Origin of the sequence: Bacillus sp. FSL R5-0820, assembly GCF_038593385.1 — a bacterium.
Lineage (GTDB): Bacteria > Bacillota > Bacilli > Bacillales > Bacillaceae > Bacillus > Bacillus altitudinis.
Map to the genome: position 1 here is coordinate 2,196,167 of NZ_CP151991.1, position 14,317 is coordinate 2,210,483.

The 14,317-nt window shown below is 42.0% G+C and carries 20 protein-coding genes; 2 read left to right on the forward strand and 18 right to left on the reverse strand.

Translation table 11 applies throughout. The features are described 5' to 3' along the window. Positions 1 to 5: 5 nt before the first annotated feature. From nusB to NST15_RS11300, 17 genes are all read right to left on the reverse strand, one after another. Positions 6 to 398 carry a transcription antitermination factor NusB gene (nusB, locus tag NST15_RS11220; protein ID WP_008342218.1) on the reverse strand — a complete coding sequence of 131 codons (393 nt, stop codon included), beginning with the start codon at positions 396 to 398 and terminating at the stop codon, positions 6 to 8. A 209-nt stretch (positions 399 to 607) separates the two neighbouring features. Continuing rightward, positions 608 to 1,015 (reverse strand): Asp23/Gls24 family envelope stress response protein, encoded by a 408-nt coding sequence (locus tag NST15_RS11225; RefSeq protein WP_017357965.1) that lies wholly within the window; start codon positions 1,013 to 1,015, stop codon positions 608 to 610. A gap of 25 nt (positions 1,016 to 1,040) precedes the next feature. Continuing rightward, positions 1,041 to 2,390: an acetyl-CoA carboxylase biotin carboxylase subunit gene (accC, locus tag NST15_RS11230; RefSeq protein ID WP_008342217.1), complete on the reverse strand. Its 1,350-nt coding sequence runs from the start codon at positions 2,388 to 2,390 to the stop codon at positions 1,041 to 1,043. Between the two features lie 11 nt (positions 2,391 to 2,401). Next, positions 2,402 to 2,884 (reverse strand): acetyl-CoA carboxylase biotin carboxyl carrier protein, encoded by a 483-nt coding sequence (gene accB, locus NST15_RS11235; RefSeq protein ID WP_019743732.1) that lies wholly within the window; start codon positions 2,882 to 2,884, stop codon positions 2,402 to 2,404. Positions 2,885 to 3,078: 194 nt separating this feature from the next. Continuing rightward, complete coding sequence (locus tag NST15_RS11240; RefSeq protein ID WP_024718861.1) at positions 3,079 to 3,711, reverse strand: SpoIIIAH-like family protein; 633 nt, start codon at positions 3,709 to 3,711, stop codon at positions 3,079 to 3,081. Continuing rightward, positions 3,711 to 4,382 carry a stage III sporulation protein AG gene (spoIIIAG, locus tag NST15_RS11245; RefSeq protein WP_025207609.1) on the reverse strand — a complete coding sequence of 224 codons (672 nt, stop codon included), beginning with the start codon at positions 4,380 to 4,382 and terminating at the stop codon, positions 3,711 to 3,713. The genes NST15_RS11240 and spoIIIAG overlap by 1 nt, the downstream gene beginning before the upstream one ends. Then, a complete protein-coding gene (gene spoIIIAF, locus NST15_RS11250; RefSeq protein WP_007501185.1) occupies positions 4,375 to 5,007 on the reverse strand; it encodes a stage III sporulation protein AF in 633 nt (210 codons plus the stop codon). The genes spoIIIAG and spoIIIAF overlap by 8 nt, the downstream gene beginning before the upstream one ends. Positions 5,008 to 5,021: 14 nt before the next feature. Beyond that, positions 5,022 to 6,170, reverse strand: a complete 1,149-nt coding sequence (spoIIIAE, locus tag NST15_RS11255; protein ID WP_230677075.1) for a stage III sporulation protein AE — start codon at positions 6,168 to 6,170, stop codon at positions 5,022 to 5,024. A 64-nt stretch (positions 6,171 to 6,234) separates the two neighbouring features. Further along, positions 6,235 to 6,648 carry a stage III sporulation protein AD gene (gene spoIIIAD, locus NST15_RS11260; RefSeq protein WP_087978339.1) on the reverse strand — a complete coding sequence of 138 codons (414 nt, stop codon included), beginning with the start codon at positions 6,646 to 6,648 and terminating at the stop codon, positions 6,235 to 6,237. Then, on the reverse strand, positions 6,645 to 6,851 hold the full coding sequence (gene spoIIIAC, locus NST15_RS11265; RefSeq protein WP_003153142.1) for a stage III sporulation protein AC: 207 nt from the start codon (positions 6,849 to 6,851) through the stop codon (positions 6,645 to 6,647). Before spoIIIAC ends, spoIIIAD begins: the two co-directional genes overlap by 4 nt. Positions 6,852 to 6,870: 19 nt before the next feature. Further along, on the reverse strand, positions 6,871 to 7,386 hold the full coding sequence (gene spoIIIAB / locus NST15_RS11270; protein ID WP_007501189.1) for a stage III sporulation protein SpoIIIAB: 516 nt from the start codon (positions 7,384 to 7,386) through the stop codon (positions 6,871 to 6,873). After that, positions 7,380 to 8,303: a stage III sporulation protein AA gene (gene spoIIIAA / locus NST15_RS11275; protein ID WP_081298158.1), complete on the reverse strand. Its 924-nt coding sequence runs from the start codon at positions 8,301 to 8,303 to the stop codon at positions 7,380 to 7,382. The genes spoIIIAB and spoIIIAA overlap by 7 nt, the downstream gene beginning before the upstream one ends. A 66-nt stretch (positions 8,304 to 8,369) precedes the next feature. Beyond that, entirely contained in the window at positions 8,370 to 8,651 is a 282-nt protein-coding gene (locus NST15_RS11280; protein ID WP_017367580.1) for a YqhV family protein, read from the reverse strand. 370 nt (positions 8,652 to 9,021) lie between these two features. Beyond that, complete coding sequence (efp, locus tag NST15_RS11285) at positions 9,022 to 9,579, reverse strand: elongation factor P (RefSeq protein WP_007501192.1); 558 nt, start codon at positions 9,577 to 9,579, stop codon at positions 9,022 to 9,024. Between the two features lie 25 nt (positions 9,580 to 9,604). Next, positions 9,605 to 10,666, reverse strand: coding sequence for a Xaa-Pro peptidase family protein (locus tag NST15_RS11290; protein WP_007501193.1), 1,062 nt, complete (start codon positions 10,664 to 10,666; stop codon positions 9,605 to 9,607). Further along, complete coding sequence (gene aroQ / locus NST15_RS11295; RefSeq protein WP_007501195.1) at positions 10,663 to 11,106, reverse strand: type II 3-dehydroquinate dehydratase; 444 nt, start codon at positions 11,104 to 11,106, stop codon at positions 10,663 to 10,665. The genes NST15_RS11290 and aroQ overlap by 4 nt, the downstream gene beginning before the upstream one ends. A gap of 109 nt (positions 11,107 to 11,215) precedes the next feature. After that, positions 11,216 to 11,743 (reverse strand): YqhR family membrane protein, encoded by a 528-nt coding sequence (locus NST15_RS11300; RefSeq protein WP_017367582.1) that lies wholly within the window; start codon positions 11,741 to 11,743, stop codon positions 11,216 to 11,218. Positions 11,744 to 11,964: 221 nt separating this feature from the next. Between NST15_RS11300 and NST15_RS11305 the strand changes: the two genes are divergently transcribed. Together NST15_RS11305 and NST15_RS11310 are read left to right on the forward strand one after the other, a co-directional pair. Beyond that, positions 11,965 to 12,921 (forward strand): DUF1385 domain-containing protein, encoded by a 957-nt coding sequence (locus tag NST15_RS11305; protein WP_007501199.1) that lies wholly within the window; start codon positions 11,965 to 11,967, stop codon positions 12,919 to 12,921. Positions 12,922 to 12,959: 38 nt separating this feature from the next. Beyond that, positions 12,960 to 13,355 carry an SA1362 family protein gene (locus tag NST15_RS11310; protein WP_008342206.1) on the forward strand — a complete coding sequence of 132 codons (396 nt, stop codon included), beginning with the start codon at positions 12,960 to 12,962 and terminating at the stop codon, positions 13,353 to 13,355. Here the strand turns inward: NST15_RS11310 and NST15_RS11315 are convergent. Next, positions 13,352 to 14,227, reverse strand: coding sequence for a patatin-like phospholipase family protein (locus NST15_RS11315; RefSeq protein WP_017357971.1), 876 nt, complete (start codon positions 14,225 to 14,227; stop codon positions 13,352 to 13,354). The genes NST15_RS11310 and NST15_RS11315 overlap by 4 nt on opposite strands. Positions 14,228 to 14,317: the final 90 nt, after the last annotated feature.

The window sequence follows — 14,317 nt, forward strand, 5'->3', positions numbered from 1 at the left end:
TCCTATTACTGCTTTAGGTCGTTTTTAATGTTTGAAAGTACACCATTTACAAATTTCGGCGCCTTATCGTCACCGAACAATTTAGCCAGTTCAATGGCTTCATTCATTGAAACACTCACCGGGATATCTTCTTGATATACCATTTCGTACACAGACAGCCTTAAAATGGCTCTGTCTACGTTCGCAATACGATCAAGTTTCCAATTCACAAGATGCTGTGAAATCATGTCATCGAGCTTGTCCTTTTGTTCGAGCACACCGAAAACCAGTTCCTCGAAAAAAGGATCTGATTCTTGTTCATCCAGCGCATGTGTAATGGCCTCTTTCGGATCAATATTGCTGACATCAATTTGAAATAATGTTTGTAGCGCCTTTTCTCTTGCAGTTCTTCTTTTCATTATTTACTCCTTTAACCACTTTATCCGCTTGTCGTTAAGCCATACAGAGATCATAACATATTTTGACCGTAGTCGCACCAAGATCCATGCGAGCTGTGACGAAAAACGAATCTCTCCATGCGTGACGTAATCATCATGCGGAATTTCCCCAAAAATGGGCTTTAAAAAACCAAAGAGGCAATGCCTCCTTGGTTTCACTTCAACCCTTTTTACATTTCTTGATCAACTTCAGCTTCAGCTGTTTTTGTATCAAATTGAATGCCGACGACATGAATGTTGATTTCATTAATCGTTAAGGCCGTCATGTTTAAAAGGGTTTGACGGATATTTTCTTGAACAGCAGTGGATACCTTTGGAATGGATAGGCCAAATTCAACCACACAATACACATCAATTGTGATGCCTTCATCAGAGACATCTACTTTCACACCTTTACGGTGATTTTTCTTCCCAAAGCGTTCTGCCACATCAGCAGCGAAGTTGCCGCGCATTTCCGCAATTCCTTCGACCTCTGATGCAGCGATCCCAGCAATGACTTCAATCACTTCTGGCGCAATTTGCACTTTTCCCAATTGATCTTCATCAAGGTTCATTTCAAGCAAATTGTTTTCTGACACGATCATTCACCTCCGAAAGCTGTTATTATTTCATAATTTGATACGTTTCTAAAAACTTCGTATTAAAATTACCGCTCACAAATGTTTCGTGCTCTAGTAATCTGAGGTGGAATGGAATCGTTGTGTAGACTCCTTCAATGACGAATTCTTGAAGCGCACGTTTCATTCTTGCAATTGCTTCTTCTCTCGTTTTACCATATGTGATCACTTTCGCAATCATACTATCGTAATATGGCGGAATCACATAACCAGGATAAGCGGCAGAATCAATACGTACTCCTAAACCGCCTGGCGGAAGGTACATTTTAATTTCACCAGCAGAAGGCATGAAGTTTTTCTCAGGGTTCTCTGCATTAATACGACATTCAATCGCCCAGCCTTCGTATACGACATCCTCTTGCGTAAGGGAAAGCTTTTCACCTGAAGCTACTTTGATCTGTTCTTTGATCAAATCAACACCAGTGACCATTTCCGTTACAGGATGCTCTACTTGGATACGTGTATTCATTTCCATGAAGTAAAACTTCTCTTCATTATAATCGTAAATGAATTCAACCGTTCCAGCACCTGTGTATTCAACAGCTTCGGCTGCTTTTACGGCAGCTTCACCCATTTGCTCACGAATATCTGCATTTAGTGCAGGTGATGGCGTTTCTTCCAAAAGCTTTTGCATTCTTCTTTGGATAGAACAATCACGTTCACCTAAGTGAATGGTATTCCCATGCTGATCAGCAAGGACTTGAATTTCAACGTGTCTAAAGTCTTCAATGAATTTCTCCAAATAGACACCTGGGTTCCCGAAGTTTTGTGCTGCTTCCTGCTGCGTGATGGTGACACCGTTAATGAGCTCTTCTTCTGTGCGAGCCACACGGATACCTTTACCACCGCCGCCTGCAGTTGCTTTAATAATGACAGGATACCCAATACCAGCTGCTGTTGAAACAGCATCATCAAGATCTTTTACAATTCCTTGAGAACCAGGGACAATTGGAACACCAGCTTGCTTCATTGTTTCTCTTGCCACATCTTTCGTTCCCATTTTGGAAATTGCTGACGCAGTTGGTCCAACAAAGATGACATTACATTCCTCGCAAAGCTCTGCAAAGTCTGCATTTTCAGCAAGGAAACCATATCCTGGATGGATGGCATCTGTACCTGTTAGTTTTGCCACACTGACAATATTTGTCACATTTAAATAACTATCTTTTGAAGCAGTCGGTCCGATGCAATATGCTTCATCAGCCATTTGAACATGCAGCGCATCACGATCCGCTTCAGAAAATACCGCAACTGTTTCAATTCCAAGCTCTTTACAAGCACGGATGATTCTAACTGCGATTTCTCCTCTGTTTGCAATTAATAGCTTTTTAATCATGATCGTACTCCTTACTCTGCTTTCACTAGAAAGAGGGGTTGTCCGAATTCTACAAGCTGACCGTTTTCAGCTAATACTTCGACGATTTCGCCTTTTACTTCTGCTTCGATTTCATTAAACAGTTTCATCGCTTCAACGATACATACAACTGAGTTTTCCTTCACTTTAGAACCTGTTGTCACATATGGATCTGCTTCTGGTGAAGAAGAAGCGTAAAATGTGCCAACCATTGGGGATGTGATTTTATGCAGGTTTTCAGACGCAGTTGCCTCTTGTGCAGGGGCTTCGGTCTGAGCTGGAGCTTGTGCTTTAGGAGCTTGTTGAGCTGGAGCTGCTTGGACAGGAGCCACTGGTGCTTGTGCCGCAACTTGCTGAACGACTTCTTTATTTTTCTTTAACTTGATTTTTGCACCTTCATTTTCGTACGTAAATTCATCAATTGTTGATTCGTCAATTAATTTAATTAGTTCATGAATCTCTTCAATTTTTAACATGGATTTGCACCCCTATGTATGGATTTATCTTTTTTTATAGGCTAGTACTAAAAGTACATACTATAACCATCTTACAGGAGGATTTCGTTGAATTCAACTATTAATGTGATGACACTCCTCGCACAAGCACCTGAAAAAGGGCGTCAACCCGCATGAAAAAACGCCCTTTTCAGAAAAGGGCGCTTTTGCATTTTTTATTGATTCGATGGCTCAAAAGTGACGGCTACGTTATCAAGCCCTCTCATTTCTTTTGTGACCAAATCAATAATATCTGCTGCTTGGGACTTTGATTTTTTATCAGAACGAACCGTGATGTTCACTTTATCTCCTTCTGCACTGACGAGCGCATCTTTATATCCTTTTGTTTTGATTAATGTCTCCAGTTGACGCTCTGTTCCTTCTGCCTCACTAAGCGCTGTCATTTGATCATAAGCTTCACTTTTCTCTTGCGCTGTTGCATCATCGCTAGACACGATTTCGTTATACTCTTCACGCTGCTTGCTGCGCTTATCTTCCAGTTCAAGTCTGTAGGTTGTGAAAAGTTCATCGTCGGTCTGCTCTGAAACAGCCTTTCCTTCTTCTCCACTTGTTTCAACATCTTCTTGTTTCGCATTGGTTTCTTTGTCAGTTGATTTCTCTTCTGCGTTCTTTTCGGTTCCTTTGTCAGTCCCTTTTTCTGGCTCAGCCTTTTTCTCTTCCATTCCTTTTGATTTTGTATCTTCTACTGTCACAGCATTCTCACCTTGTGGAGACATGATATAGTACACACTTAATACGACAACTAAACTTAGCATCGTTAATAGCCAAACCGTTTGTTTTTTTAACATCATTCCGAATCCTCCTTGATTTTTTTAGGGGCAACAGCCACTCTATGGCTCGGTACATCAAGCACTCGTGTAACCGCTTCAATGATGGTTTTCTTTATTTGAACGTTGTCTACTCCTTGAGCAACAACGAGGACACCTCGAATGGCTGGCTTTTTCGTTTGGACAACAACAGGTGTTTCTTCATTTCCATTTTTAATAATGACAATCTCTTCTTCTTTTGTTTGATCCGTGACACTTCGCACGCCGCCTTCTTTGTCTGTTTCCTCGGTCGTAGTGCTTTTATTGGATTTGTTTTTTTCAAACACTTTTAAAGAAGTTGCGTCTACATTTACCACAATGGAAACATCCTCAACACCAATGATCGTTTCTAAAATCTCTTTCAGCTGATTTTCGTATTCTTGTTCAACATCCTCTATCGAGTTGTTTGACTTACCTGAAGAGGATGGTTTGAACACCGCCTGCTCTTCTGAGGATGTTTTTTTAGACGCAGGAACAGCAGCCTCTTGTTTGCTTGATGGCGGTGACAGAATCTGACTGACTAACATGAATGACACGCCGATGATGAAGACAAGCAGTAAGTAATGGTGCTTCGTTAATTTTGGTTTCCCTTCACCTTTTTCAGGTGCTTGGAACATTGATTTCAGTTTTTGTCTCCAGTCTTTGTTATTCATGATCTGCTGCGTCACCTCCCTCAATGTTCAGCGCAATGTGTTCAGGCCGTGTATTCCATACATCTGCAAGCGTCTCTTTCACCCTCGCCATCTCTTTTGCTGACGCCCCGGCGCTTTCCTCCTTTTGCCTGGAGAGATCAATGTCGACCTTTGCCACCGTTTCTACAGCATCACCTGTGAGCGGGACAAGGACTGCTTTGATGCGAAATTGATCTGCCTCCATATTCTGATCAAGGTGCTCCTCATCTGCCAACACTTCTACGTGTTTCATTTCATAGCTCTCCTTCTCCAGTGGCTCCTTTGCGCTTTTTTCTAGTTGGACAGCCATTTGCTTTAAAATATATGCACGCTGTGAAGCTTGTATTTCTTTTTTTTCTAAATTCATCTGATTTTTTATTTCTTCTGATTGCGCTTGGTCCTTCCCTTTCATGATTTCTGAGAAAATTTGGTCCGGATCTGCCCGGAATAACGCAAAGATCGGATTGAGCATCACCACAATTAACAGTAAGCTGACGACCATTTTTGCATACTTCTGCATGCTTGAATTGGGAAGCAAAAGATCAATCACAATCGCAAATAAAATAAATAGAATAATACTTGTGATCCATTCTGTGAGAAAACTCAAATGGTGTCCCCTCCTTACTTCATCATCATGGTGAGGTTGCCAGCAGTGATAATAACGGTAATGCTTAAAAAGAACATAAGCGATACAACAGCTAATGCAGCAAATATATAAAGAACACTTTTTGAAATGACATCAAGGCAGCTAATAATCGGCCCGCCCCCTAAAGGCTGAAGAATCGCAGCGGCCAGTTTATAAATCAGAGCGAGCGACAGCACTTTAATCGCTGGGAAAGCCGCAATTGAAATCAAAATGGCGACGCCTACAAGGCCAACCGTATTTTTCAACAGCACAGAGGCGCTGATAACGGTATCTGTCGCATCAGTAAACATTCTGCCGAGGACAGGGATGAAATTTCCGGTAATAAATTTAGCTGTGCGAAGAGCGATGCCATCAGTGATAGCAGCAGATGCCCCCTGTACAGAAATGACGCCGAGGAATACGGTTAAAAAAACAGCGAGCCCGCCAATGGCCACATTTCTTAACAGCTGGGCAAGCTGGGTAACCTTGTATTGTTCAGTCAGCGTACTGACAATGCTCAATATCGCTGATAAAAAAATAAGCGGAAGAACGACATATTGAATAAAAACACCGCTCGTGTTCATTAAAAACAAAATCACAGGATGAAAGAATCCGGCTGAGACAAGCCCGCCTGATGAGGCAATAAGTGCTAATAAAAGAGGAATAAGAGCAAGAATAAAACTAGTCATCGTTTGAATGGCTTCTGTTGCATAAGAGATCGCAACATGAAAACTGTTTAATGCAATAATGATAAGCACCATATAAACAAGAGCGTATGCAACTTTACTAACAGTGCTTTGCTCAAACGCATTTTGCAAAAGCTGCAAAAGCGAACAAAAGATGGTGAGTAATATAAGTGTGCCTAAGAGCTTTCCATTGGCAATCAGCTCATGAAACAGATAATGAACAAAAGCCTTCAGCCACGTTTGGGGAGATAGCTCTTTATCGCCATCGATCATTTCCTTCACTGTACCTTTTTGGCTTTCAGGCAGAAAGCCGCCATACTCGTCCAATATCGTTTCCCAAAAGTCACTGATAGAATGAAGCTCTAAGGCATCAGCCTGTCCACCCGCAACTTCTTCTGCGACCGGTTCTTCACTTGATAAAGGCACACTTTCTTCTGCACCTGCATACGGAACGATCATCCAAAAGAACATCATAAACCCCAGCACAGCTGTCGCCCGTTTCATCATCATCACCTCTTTTCCATCAAGTCATGGACGGGATCATACCTAGGATCGTCTCAATGATGACCGTTAAAATCGGTACCGCCATGACCAAAATAAGAATCTTGCCGCCAAGCTCTATTTTTGAAGCGATGGCGCCTTGTCCAGCATCCTTTGTGAGCTGGGCACCAAATTCTGCAATATAGGCAATTCCAATGATTTTCAAAATGGTTTCAACGTATTTCATATTGACGCCTGCACTTGCTGCAATTTTTTCAATCATGGAGATAATGGCATAGATTTGATCGATTAAATAAAGGAAAATGACACACCCAGTAAACACAACAAGCATAAAGGCGAAGGTTGGCTTTTGTTCTTTGACGATTAATGCTAGAAAAGTAGCGATTAAACCAAGTCCAACAATTTGAATGATTTCGATTTGTAAGCCCTCCCCTATCCTTGAAATAGAAATACGGCTTTAATCTTCTTAAACAAATCATCCACAATGGTAGCAACCATAAATAAAATGTAGATAAATCCAAGCAGTGTCACCCACTGTGCGTACTCTTTTTTCCCCATTTGATCTAAAATCGTATGGAGAAAAGCCACGACGATACCCACTCCCGCAATTTGGAATATGACGTTTACATCAACGCCCATGCTCTCGACTCCCTTCCTCTCACATCAATAACAGAATCAGTAGTAACCCACTTAGAAAACCAAGACTTCTCACCATTTTTTCATTTTTTGCTTGGGCGACTTCAGCTTCTTTCTCCTCTGATTCCAAATGGCCTAAAGCTAGCTTGATATATTTTTGTTGAGCCGTCACATCATGCTGACCAAGGGTTTCTCCAAAGTGCTTCAGCGCCTCATATTCGCCTTTTTTTAATACGGTTTTTTTCCATACATCCTCTAGACTTTCATTCCATGCATGCCTCGCAGAAAAAGTTCCGACGTTGAGTTTTTCTGCAAATTGTTCAAATAGCCGATTCACAGGCGGTCCTACTTGGGACGCAATTTGGTCAGCGGCTCTAGCTAAAGGAGTTTGACCATACATAATTTCAGCTTCAAGAGATTGGAGTGCAAATCGGAGCTGGCGGATTTGCTTTGGCCGATCACTGTACCGCTTCGCAAACTCGAATCCTCCCCATGTCGTAGCCGCAACAATGAAAATAGCACCAATAAGCTTTAACATACGTCCACTCCCCGCCTCCGCTTCAGCTCTTGTCCATCTTGGTCAAATATCCGTCCGATCGTGCCAGGCCCTTTTTCTCTATTTAATTCCACATATCGATCAAACACACGAAGCTGCCATAACGGTTCAAATGATGGCCGTTTAGATAAGTCTTCAAGAGAATATCCATGAGCTGAGACGATAATGGTGACTCCAGCATGGATTGCTTCTAGCAGTGCCTGTACATCTTCACCTTTTCCGATTTCATCGACAATGATGACTTCTGGGCTCATGGATCTGATCATCATCATTAGCCCTTCAGCCTTTGGGCACGCATCAAGTACATCAATCCGGTGCCCAAAAGAATGCTGCGGCACTCCTCTTATACAACCTGCGATTTCAGATCGTTCATCTACAATCCCTGTTTTTCTAGGAGAAATGGCTGTTGTTCCTGTACTGACAAGACGTGCTAGATCACGCAGCAATGTCGTTTTCCCGGTTTGCGGCGGACCTATAATCAGTGTGTTACACCAATGTTTTTCATATAAATAAGGGAGAAACGGCAAAGCAATTCCGATCTTCTCTTTTGCGATGCGAATATTAAATGAAGAAATATCTCTTAAGCCTTTGACGAATCCATTTTCGACGATGACCTTTCCAGCAAGCCCAACCCGATGTCCGCCAGATATGGTGATATAGCCCTGTTTTAACTCTTCCTCAAGTGTGTACATGCTGTAATTACTGAGCCTGCCTAATAGCTGAGCCGCATCTTCACCTGTTGTATGATAGGAAAGAAAGCGTGGTTTTCCACCTTGCATCAGCTCAATCGGGCGATCGGTGCGAATGCGGATTTCTTCTATTTGCGCCCACTCTGCTTCTTTTAACATGCTGAGTTCTTGTCCAATTGAGTGCGGGAGAATATCCAACAAACTCCGCAACGAATTCCCCTCCTTTTTTTCTTCTCTAAAATGTATGATGTATGCCGTTAATTATGCCAAGCCATTTCACTTATAAATTCCAACAAGAATAAATACGACACCAATGAAAATAAACACAAGCTTCGCATAGGATAACTGCCCTGCAATTTGGTAGATTCCAATCGTCATCGTGATAATAAAAATGAGCGGCCCGATGATCGCTAATATACTATTGATGACAACCGCTTTACGCACATCATTTGTCACTAAAATGAGGATGGCGGCCGTCAGTTCAATCGCGGCAGATAAAAACCTCATCCCTGCCATGGCAGCGACTGATGGGTGTATACCCGGGAGAAATTGTTTCATATAGAACCTCCAGCTTTTTTTACACTATATGCTTCACTAGCTAGAAGTAGTCTTGTTTTTAAAAAGGAAGAGAGATGGATGAGAGAATAGAGTAAGGGGTGTCATAACGAGGCGTCCTATTTTTCAAATAAAAAAAGACTGTAAACACGAGGTTTACAGTCTCAGATAGTTGACAAAGGGCTAAAATGAACTTGATTTTAGCCCTTTGTCTTCTTTTCAACGTGATAGAAAACCTTTGCAGTCTAGGAAGAACGAGCACTGGAGCGAATTTCACATTCGTGAGCACCAGCGCGCAGGACTGCGGGCGAATGCGAGGGTTTGCCTACACGCTGAGACTGTAAACACGAGCTTTACAGTCTCTCTCCGTTCATTACGCTCTTGAAACGTATGAACCGTCAGATGTATTGATCACTAGTTTATCACCTTGGTTCACAAAGAAAGGAACGTTCACGATTAAACCAGTTTCTGTTTTTGCAGGTTTTGATCCACCTGATGTCGTATCACCTTTAATACCAGGCTCTGTTTCTACTACTTCTAGTTCTACAGTGTTTGGAAGTTCCACTCCAAGTGTTTCATCACCGTACATGACGATTTGAACCGACATATTTTCAAGCAAATATTTCAGCTCATCTTTGATTTGCGCTTCGCTTAGTTCAAGTTGTTCGTATGAACTTGTATCCATGAATACATGCTGATCGCCATTTGCATATAAATATTGCATTGTTTTTGTTTCAATTTGAGCTTTCGCTACTTTTTCACCTGCACGGAATGTTTTTTCTTGAATCGCACCTGTACGCAGGTTACGCAGTTTCGAACGGACAAACGCTGCGCCTTTTCCTGGTTTTACGTGTTGGAAATCCACTACACGCCAAATACCGCCGTCCACTTCAATTGTCAGGCCTGTACGAAAATCGTTTACTGAAATCATTTTGTCATCCTCCTACATTTCACCATCATAATATGATAAGTTCTTTCGGTGAGTGGGTCAATCGTTTATTGCCGTCAGCTGTCAGGACAATATCATCCTCAATTCTCACGCCGCCGACATCCGGCAAGTAAATGCCTGGTTCAACTGTCACAACCATTCCCTCTTCTAACACGACATCTGAGCGTGAGGAAAGGCCAGGTGCTTCATGTACTTCCATACCAAGCCCATGTCCAGTCGAATGCCCGAAGTATTGACCGTAGCCATACTTTTCAATGATGTCTCGTGTGATGCGATCAGCTTCTTTTCCTGTTAAGCCTGGCTTGATTTTATCCACACCAGCGTTTTCTGCTTCTAATACGATATGATAAATTTCCTTTAATTTGTCGCTTGGTGTTCCTACAGCAATGGTTCTTGTCATGTCTGAACAATAGCCTTTATAATAGGCACCGAAATCCAGTGTCACCAAGTCACCAGATTCAATCACCTTTTCGCTCGCTCTCCCGTGTGGCAGGCTTGAACGAACGCCAGAGGCAACAATCATATCGAATGAAGATCCTTCTGCCCCTTCTTTTCTCATGAAAAATTCAAGCTCGTTCATGACCGCAATTTCTGTCAGGCCCGGCTTGATGTACGTGAGAATATGATCAAAGGCATGATCTGCAATCTTCGCAGCTTCCTCTAATATCTTAATCTCTTCATTAGACTTAATCAAGCGCAACTTTTCAACTGATTCCGAGACTGGAACAAGCTCGATACCGCTTGCTTTCCCCGAGTACTGCTGGTAGGTGGCAAATGTCATATGGTTTTGTTCAAAACCAAGACGTTTTACCCCAAATTCGTTTGCCGTTTGGACAGCAGTTTCCACAATGTTTCCTTTATGTTCAATGATGTCATAGCCCTTTACTTGATCCTTGGCTTGCTCTGTGTAACGAAAATCCGTAATAAAGGCGGCTCGATCCTTTGAAACGATGGCAAGACCCGCTGATCCAGTAAAACTCGTCATATAATGTAAATTAAAGCTGCTCGTAATCACTAAACCATCTATGTCTAATTCGGCTAAAAGTTTTCTTAGTTTTTCAAGTTTCATGATACTGCTCCCCCTTCACTGACTAAATAACGAATCGCCAATTTATATCCTTCTAAACCAAGTCCAACGATTTGACCTTGGCATACTGGAGCAAGAACCGAATGATGGCGGAATTCCTCTCTCTTATGAACATTTGTGATATGTACTTCGATGACAGGTAACGTAATACTTGCAATGGCATCTCTCAGTGCATAGCTATAGTGGGTAAAAGCACCCGGGTTAAACACGACGCCATCGTACTGATCTTCTGCTTCATGGAGCGCATCGACCAAATCTCCCTCGTGATTCGATTGAAAGAACGTCAATTGAATATTTGCTCTTTCTGCAAACTGAAACAAATCTGTTTCTAAATCTGTTAATGTTTTACTTCCATAAACTCCTGGCTCTCTCTTGCCGAGCCTATTTAAGTTGGGCCCATTCAGCACTAGAAAATGAGGCATATGACCACTCCTTCACCCTAATTCACTCTATATCGATGTCTGTTTCTTTTTCCTTAGAAACCTTTCGTTTCCAAAAATAATTTTATCATATGAAAGGTGGATTTACACTTTATTCTGTCTTTTTCCCGAGTGCTCTTGCAAGCTTCTGACTCGTTAATTCATTGTATTCAAATGAAATACTGTATCCGACAAACATGCCATATAAAATATATAGGCAAAATGTCGTCACAATGGTGCTTTGCTGCAAATCTTGCACTTGCTTCACATCGGGGAATATAGGATTAAATACATAAAAAACAAGCAGCCACAAAATCCCTCCATAAATCAGTCCCATCCAAAAACCTTTGATCCGTTTGAGCAGTCCATAATAAATAAAGGCTGCCCCAATAGATAAAATTCCTAAAAGAACAATACTCATAAATGTACCAAGTCCGCCTTTTTTCCATTCACCAAGCACAAATGGCTGCAACAGCATATTTGGACTCACCTCTGAAAAATGAAACATATGGGTCAGAAATCCGATAAAGCCCCAAAAAACTCCGCCGACAAAACCTGTGGCTGCTGCCCTTGCCACCATTGAAGACGTTTGTACTGATTGATTTTTTTCTTCTTGGTTTTTCTTTTCATCACGTTTCATATGAACACCTCCAGCAAGTAGTATGTCCAAAATGTCATGAAAAAAAAGGATTTCCGTGCGAGAGTGTAAAATTTTTATAACAGGGTATACTGGCTAAAAAGAGGTAGATAGAATTCTAGTAGATAATCGACCTGTGAGCTAGTGATTTCCCCTCTTTTCCTGTACAATAAAGGTATAAGGAAATGCATGTAAATTACAGGAAACAGGCAGGTTGATGAAATATGTCCAATCAAACAAAACCTCCAGCATATGGAGGGCAGGCAGTTGTGGAAGGTGTCATGTTCGGAGGTAAAAAGAACTATGTGACAGCGATCCGGCGTAAGGATCAGTCCATTGAGTTTTTAAAGCTTCCCCGGACCTCCAATAAACGAACCGCCTTTCTTAAGAAAATCCCTTTTGTCAGGGGTGTTGCTGCACTTGTTGAAGCAAGCGCAAACGGCAGTAAGCACTTAAACTTCTCCAGCGAGCGCTATGACTTAGATCCTTCTGAAGATCATTCTCTTGAAAAAGAACAAAAAAGCTCGAAATTATCAATGATCTTCGGCATTGCTGTGATCGGAGTTCTCTCTCTTCTTTTTAGTAAATTTGTCTTTACTTTAGTGCCTGTCTTTTTAGCCGAACTTGTGCGTCCGGTGTTTTCTGGAAACTTCGCACAAATTGCAGTGGAAACATTCTTTAAATTGATCCTGTTATTAGGCTATATTTACTTTATTTCCATGACCCCTTTAATTAAAAGGGTATTTCAATATCATGGGGCAGAACATAAAGTCATAAACTGCTATGAACAGAATCTTGACATCACAGTGGAAAATGTCCAAAGCCAATCTCGCCTGCATTATCGATGCGGCAGCAGCTTTATTTTATTCACTGTCATTGTCGGCATGTTCGTCTATTTACTCGTACCGACAGATCCTTTATGGGTGAGAGTTCTGAATCGTCTGGCGCTTATTCCGGTTGTTTTGGGCATTTCATTTGAAGTGCTTCAGCTCACAAACAAACTCCGTGACGTGCCAGTGCTTAAAGTGCTTGGCTATCCTGGCCTTTGGCTGCAATTGCTCACAACAAAAGAACCCTCTGATGATCAAGTCGAGGTAGCCATTGCAAGTTTTAATGAACTTCTTCGTTTAGAGGAAGCATCTGCGAAACAAGCATCAGATTCTGCTCATCAAGTGATCTAGTTTATAAATCCGGTAAATTCTTTCGGAGGTGGACAGTTATGAATCGCCGAGTACATCCTGCTTTTACCATTATTTTCGCTTTAGGTGTTTTGGGATTTGTGTATTTACTCACAACGAATCCAAGCAGACTCTTTACAATGCTGCTATCAGTTGTGATCATTGGAGCGGTTATGTTCTTCCTATTTAGATGGCTGATGAATCGAAGAACTGGAACAGAAGGAAATCTTTATCGTAAAGCAGTCAAACAATCAAAACGTCGCTACCAGCAGCCTAAACCAAAAACGAAAAGCCAGATGAAAAACCGGGTCACTCATTTGCGAAGCGTGCCGACTGACCACAAGTCGAAGCCCGTCCTTCTCAAAAAGAAAAGCCAAACACATTTGACAGTGATTGAAGGCAAGAAAAACAAAAAGAAAAATCGCGCCTTATTTTAAAATGTCCAGCTCTTTAAAAATTGCTCGGCCTTCTGTCTGCCTAGATCGACGAGCGCCCTTTTCTTTTCTGTCATGAGATGAAAATCAGTGGCAATGACGTGTTCTACAGGAATAAAAATAATATGACGTTCGTGTTTTGTGGCAATATGTCTTTCGTCATGAGCACCACGCATCGTTTCAAATAGAGCGCCAAACAGTTCAAACGCATTGCGGATGGAATGTTGAGGGCGTTCTTTTTCGTTTGGGGTTAATGTGACACCGACAAACGGTCTTTTTTTCTCTTCTGCAAATAGCCAAATGGGAAAGTTGCTGAGCACTCCGCCATCCACTATGGTACAAATTCCTTTTGAAGACCTCAGTTTGACAGGTTCGAAAAAATACGGCAGACTGCAGCTCATCCGAATGGCCCTGGCAACAGAAAACCGTTCTGGATTTAACCCATAGGAAGGAAGGTCATCTGGAAGGACGAGGATTTTGCCATTTGTTAAATCAGAAGCGACGATTTTGAGCGTATCTTTTTTCAGATCCCCAAATACAGTGACGCCTTTTCGTTTTAACACGTCTGTCAGCCATTTTTCTAGACGGTCACCTTTGTAAAGGCCAAGACGCCAATAAATAGACACCCACCTGAGCATTTTAAACGGGATGAATTGACACCTTCGGTCAAGCAATTGATGCTCATCCATTTCGTCTAACAGCTCCCGAATCTCCTGACTCGTAAAACCCGCTGCGATGAGTGAAGCAATGATCGCTCCCGCACTTGTTCCAGCGAGACGGACAAATTGAAATCCCCTTGCTTCAAGCGCTTCATAGGCGCCTGCAAGTGCTGCACCCTTAATGCCTCCACCTGAGAACACACCATCTATCTTCATCAAGGAGCCCCCTTTTCTGTCACACTATTAATAGTGTAGGAGCAATTGCCTTTCATTAGAACTATATTCAAAAAGGACACCCATCGCCAG

Bases quoted from the DNA above. Each gene is read 5' to 3' on its own strand.
- spoIIIAG (WP_025207609.1), bottom strand. From the start codon at position 4,382: ATGAATAACAAAGACTGGAGACAAAAACTGAAATCAATGTTCCAAGCA.
- NST15_RS11315 (WP_017357971.1), bottom strand. From the start codon at position 14,227: ATGAAGATAGATGGTGTGTTCTCAGGTGGAGGCATTAAGGGTGCAGCA.
- efp (WP_007501192.1), bottom strand. From the start codon at position 9,579: ATGATTTCAGTAAACGATTTTCGTACAGGCCTGACAATTGAAGTGGAC.
- aroQ (WP_007501195.1), bottom strand. From the start codon at position 11,106: ATGCCTCATTTTCTAGTGCTGAATGGGCCCAACTTAAATAGGCTCGGC.
- NST15_RS11290 (WP_007501193.1), bottom strand. From the start codon at position 10,666: ATGAAACTTGAAAAACTAAGAAAACTTTTAGCCGAATTAGACATAGAT.
- accC (WP_008342217.1), bottom strand. From the start codon at position 2,390: ATGATTAAAAAGCTATTAATTGCAAACAGAGGAGAAATCGCAGTTAGA.
- nusB (WP_008342218.1), bottom strand. From the start codon at position 398: ATGAAAAGAAGAACTGCAAGAGAAAAGGCGCTACAAACATTATTTCAA.
- NST15_RS11240 (WP_024718861.1), bottom strand. From the start codon at position 3,711: ATGTTAAAAAAACAAACGGTTTGGCTATTAACGATGCTAAGTTTAGTT.
- spoIIIAB (WP_007501189.1), bottom strand. From the start codon at position 7,386: ATGTTAAAGCTTATTGGTGCTATTTTCATTGTTGCGGCTACGACATGG.
- NST15_RS11300 (WP_017367582.1), bottom strand. From the start codon at position 11,743: ATGAAACGTGATGAAAAGAAAAACCAAGAAGAAAAAAATCAATCAGTA.
- spoIIIAC (WP_003153142.1), bottom strand. From the start codon at position 6,851: ATGGGCGTTGATGTAAACGTCATATTCCAAATTGCGGGAGTGGGTATC.
- accB (WP_019743732.1), bottom strand. From the start codon at position 2,884: ATGTTAAAAATTGAAGAGATTCATGAACTAATTAAATTAATTGACGAA.
- NST15_RS11280 (WP_017367580.1), bottom strand. From the start codon at position 8,651: ATGAAACAATTTCTCCCGGGTATACACCCATCAGTCGCTGCCATGGCA.
- NST15_RS11310 (WP_008342206.1), top strand. From the start codon at position 12,960: ATGAATCGCCGAGTACATCCTGCTTTTACCATTATTTTCGCTTTAGGT.
- spoIIIAE (WP_230677075.1), bottom strand. From the start codon at position 6,170: ATGATCGTTCCGTATGCAGGTGCAGAAGAAAGTGTGCCTTTATCAAGT.
- NST15_RS11305 (WP_007501199.1), top strand. From the start codon at position 11,965: ATGTCCAATCAAACAAAACCTCCAGCATATGGAGGGCAGGCAGTTGTG.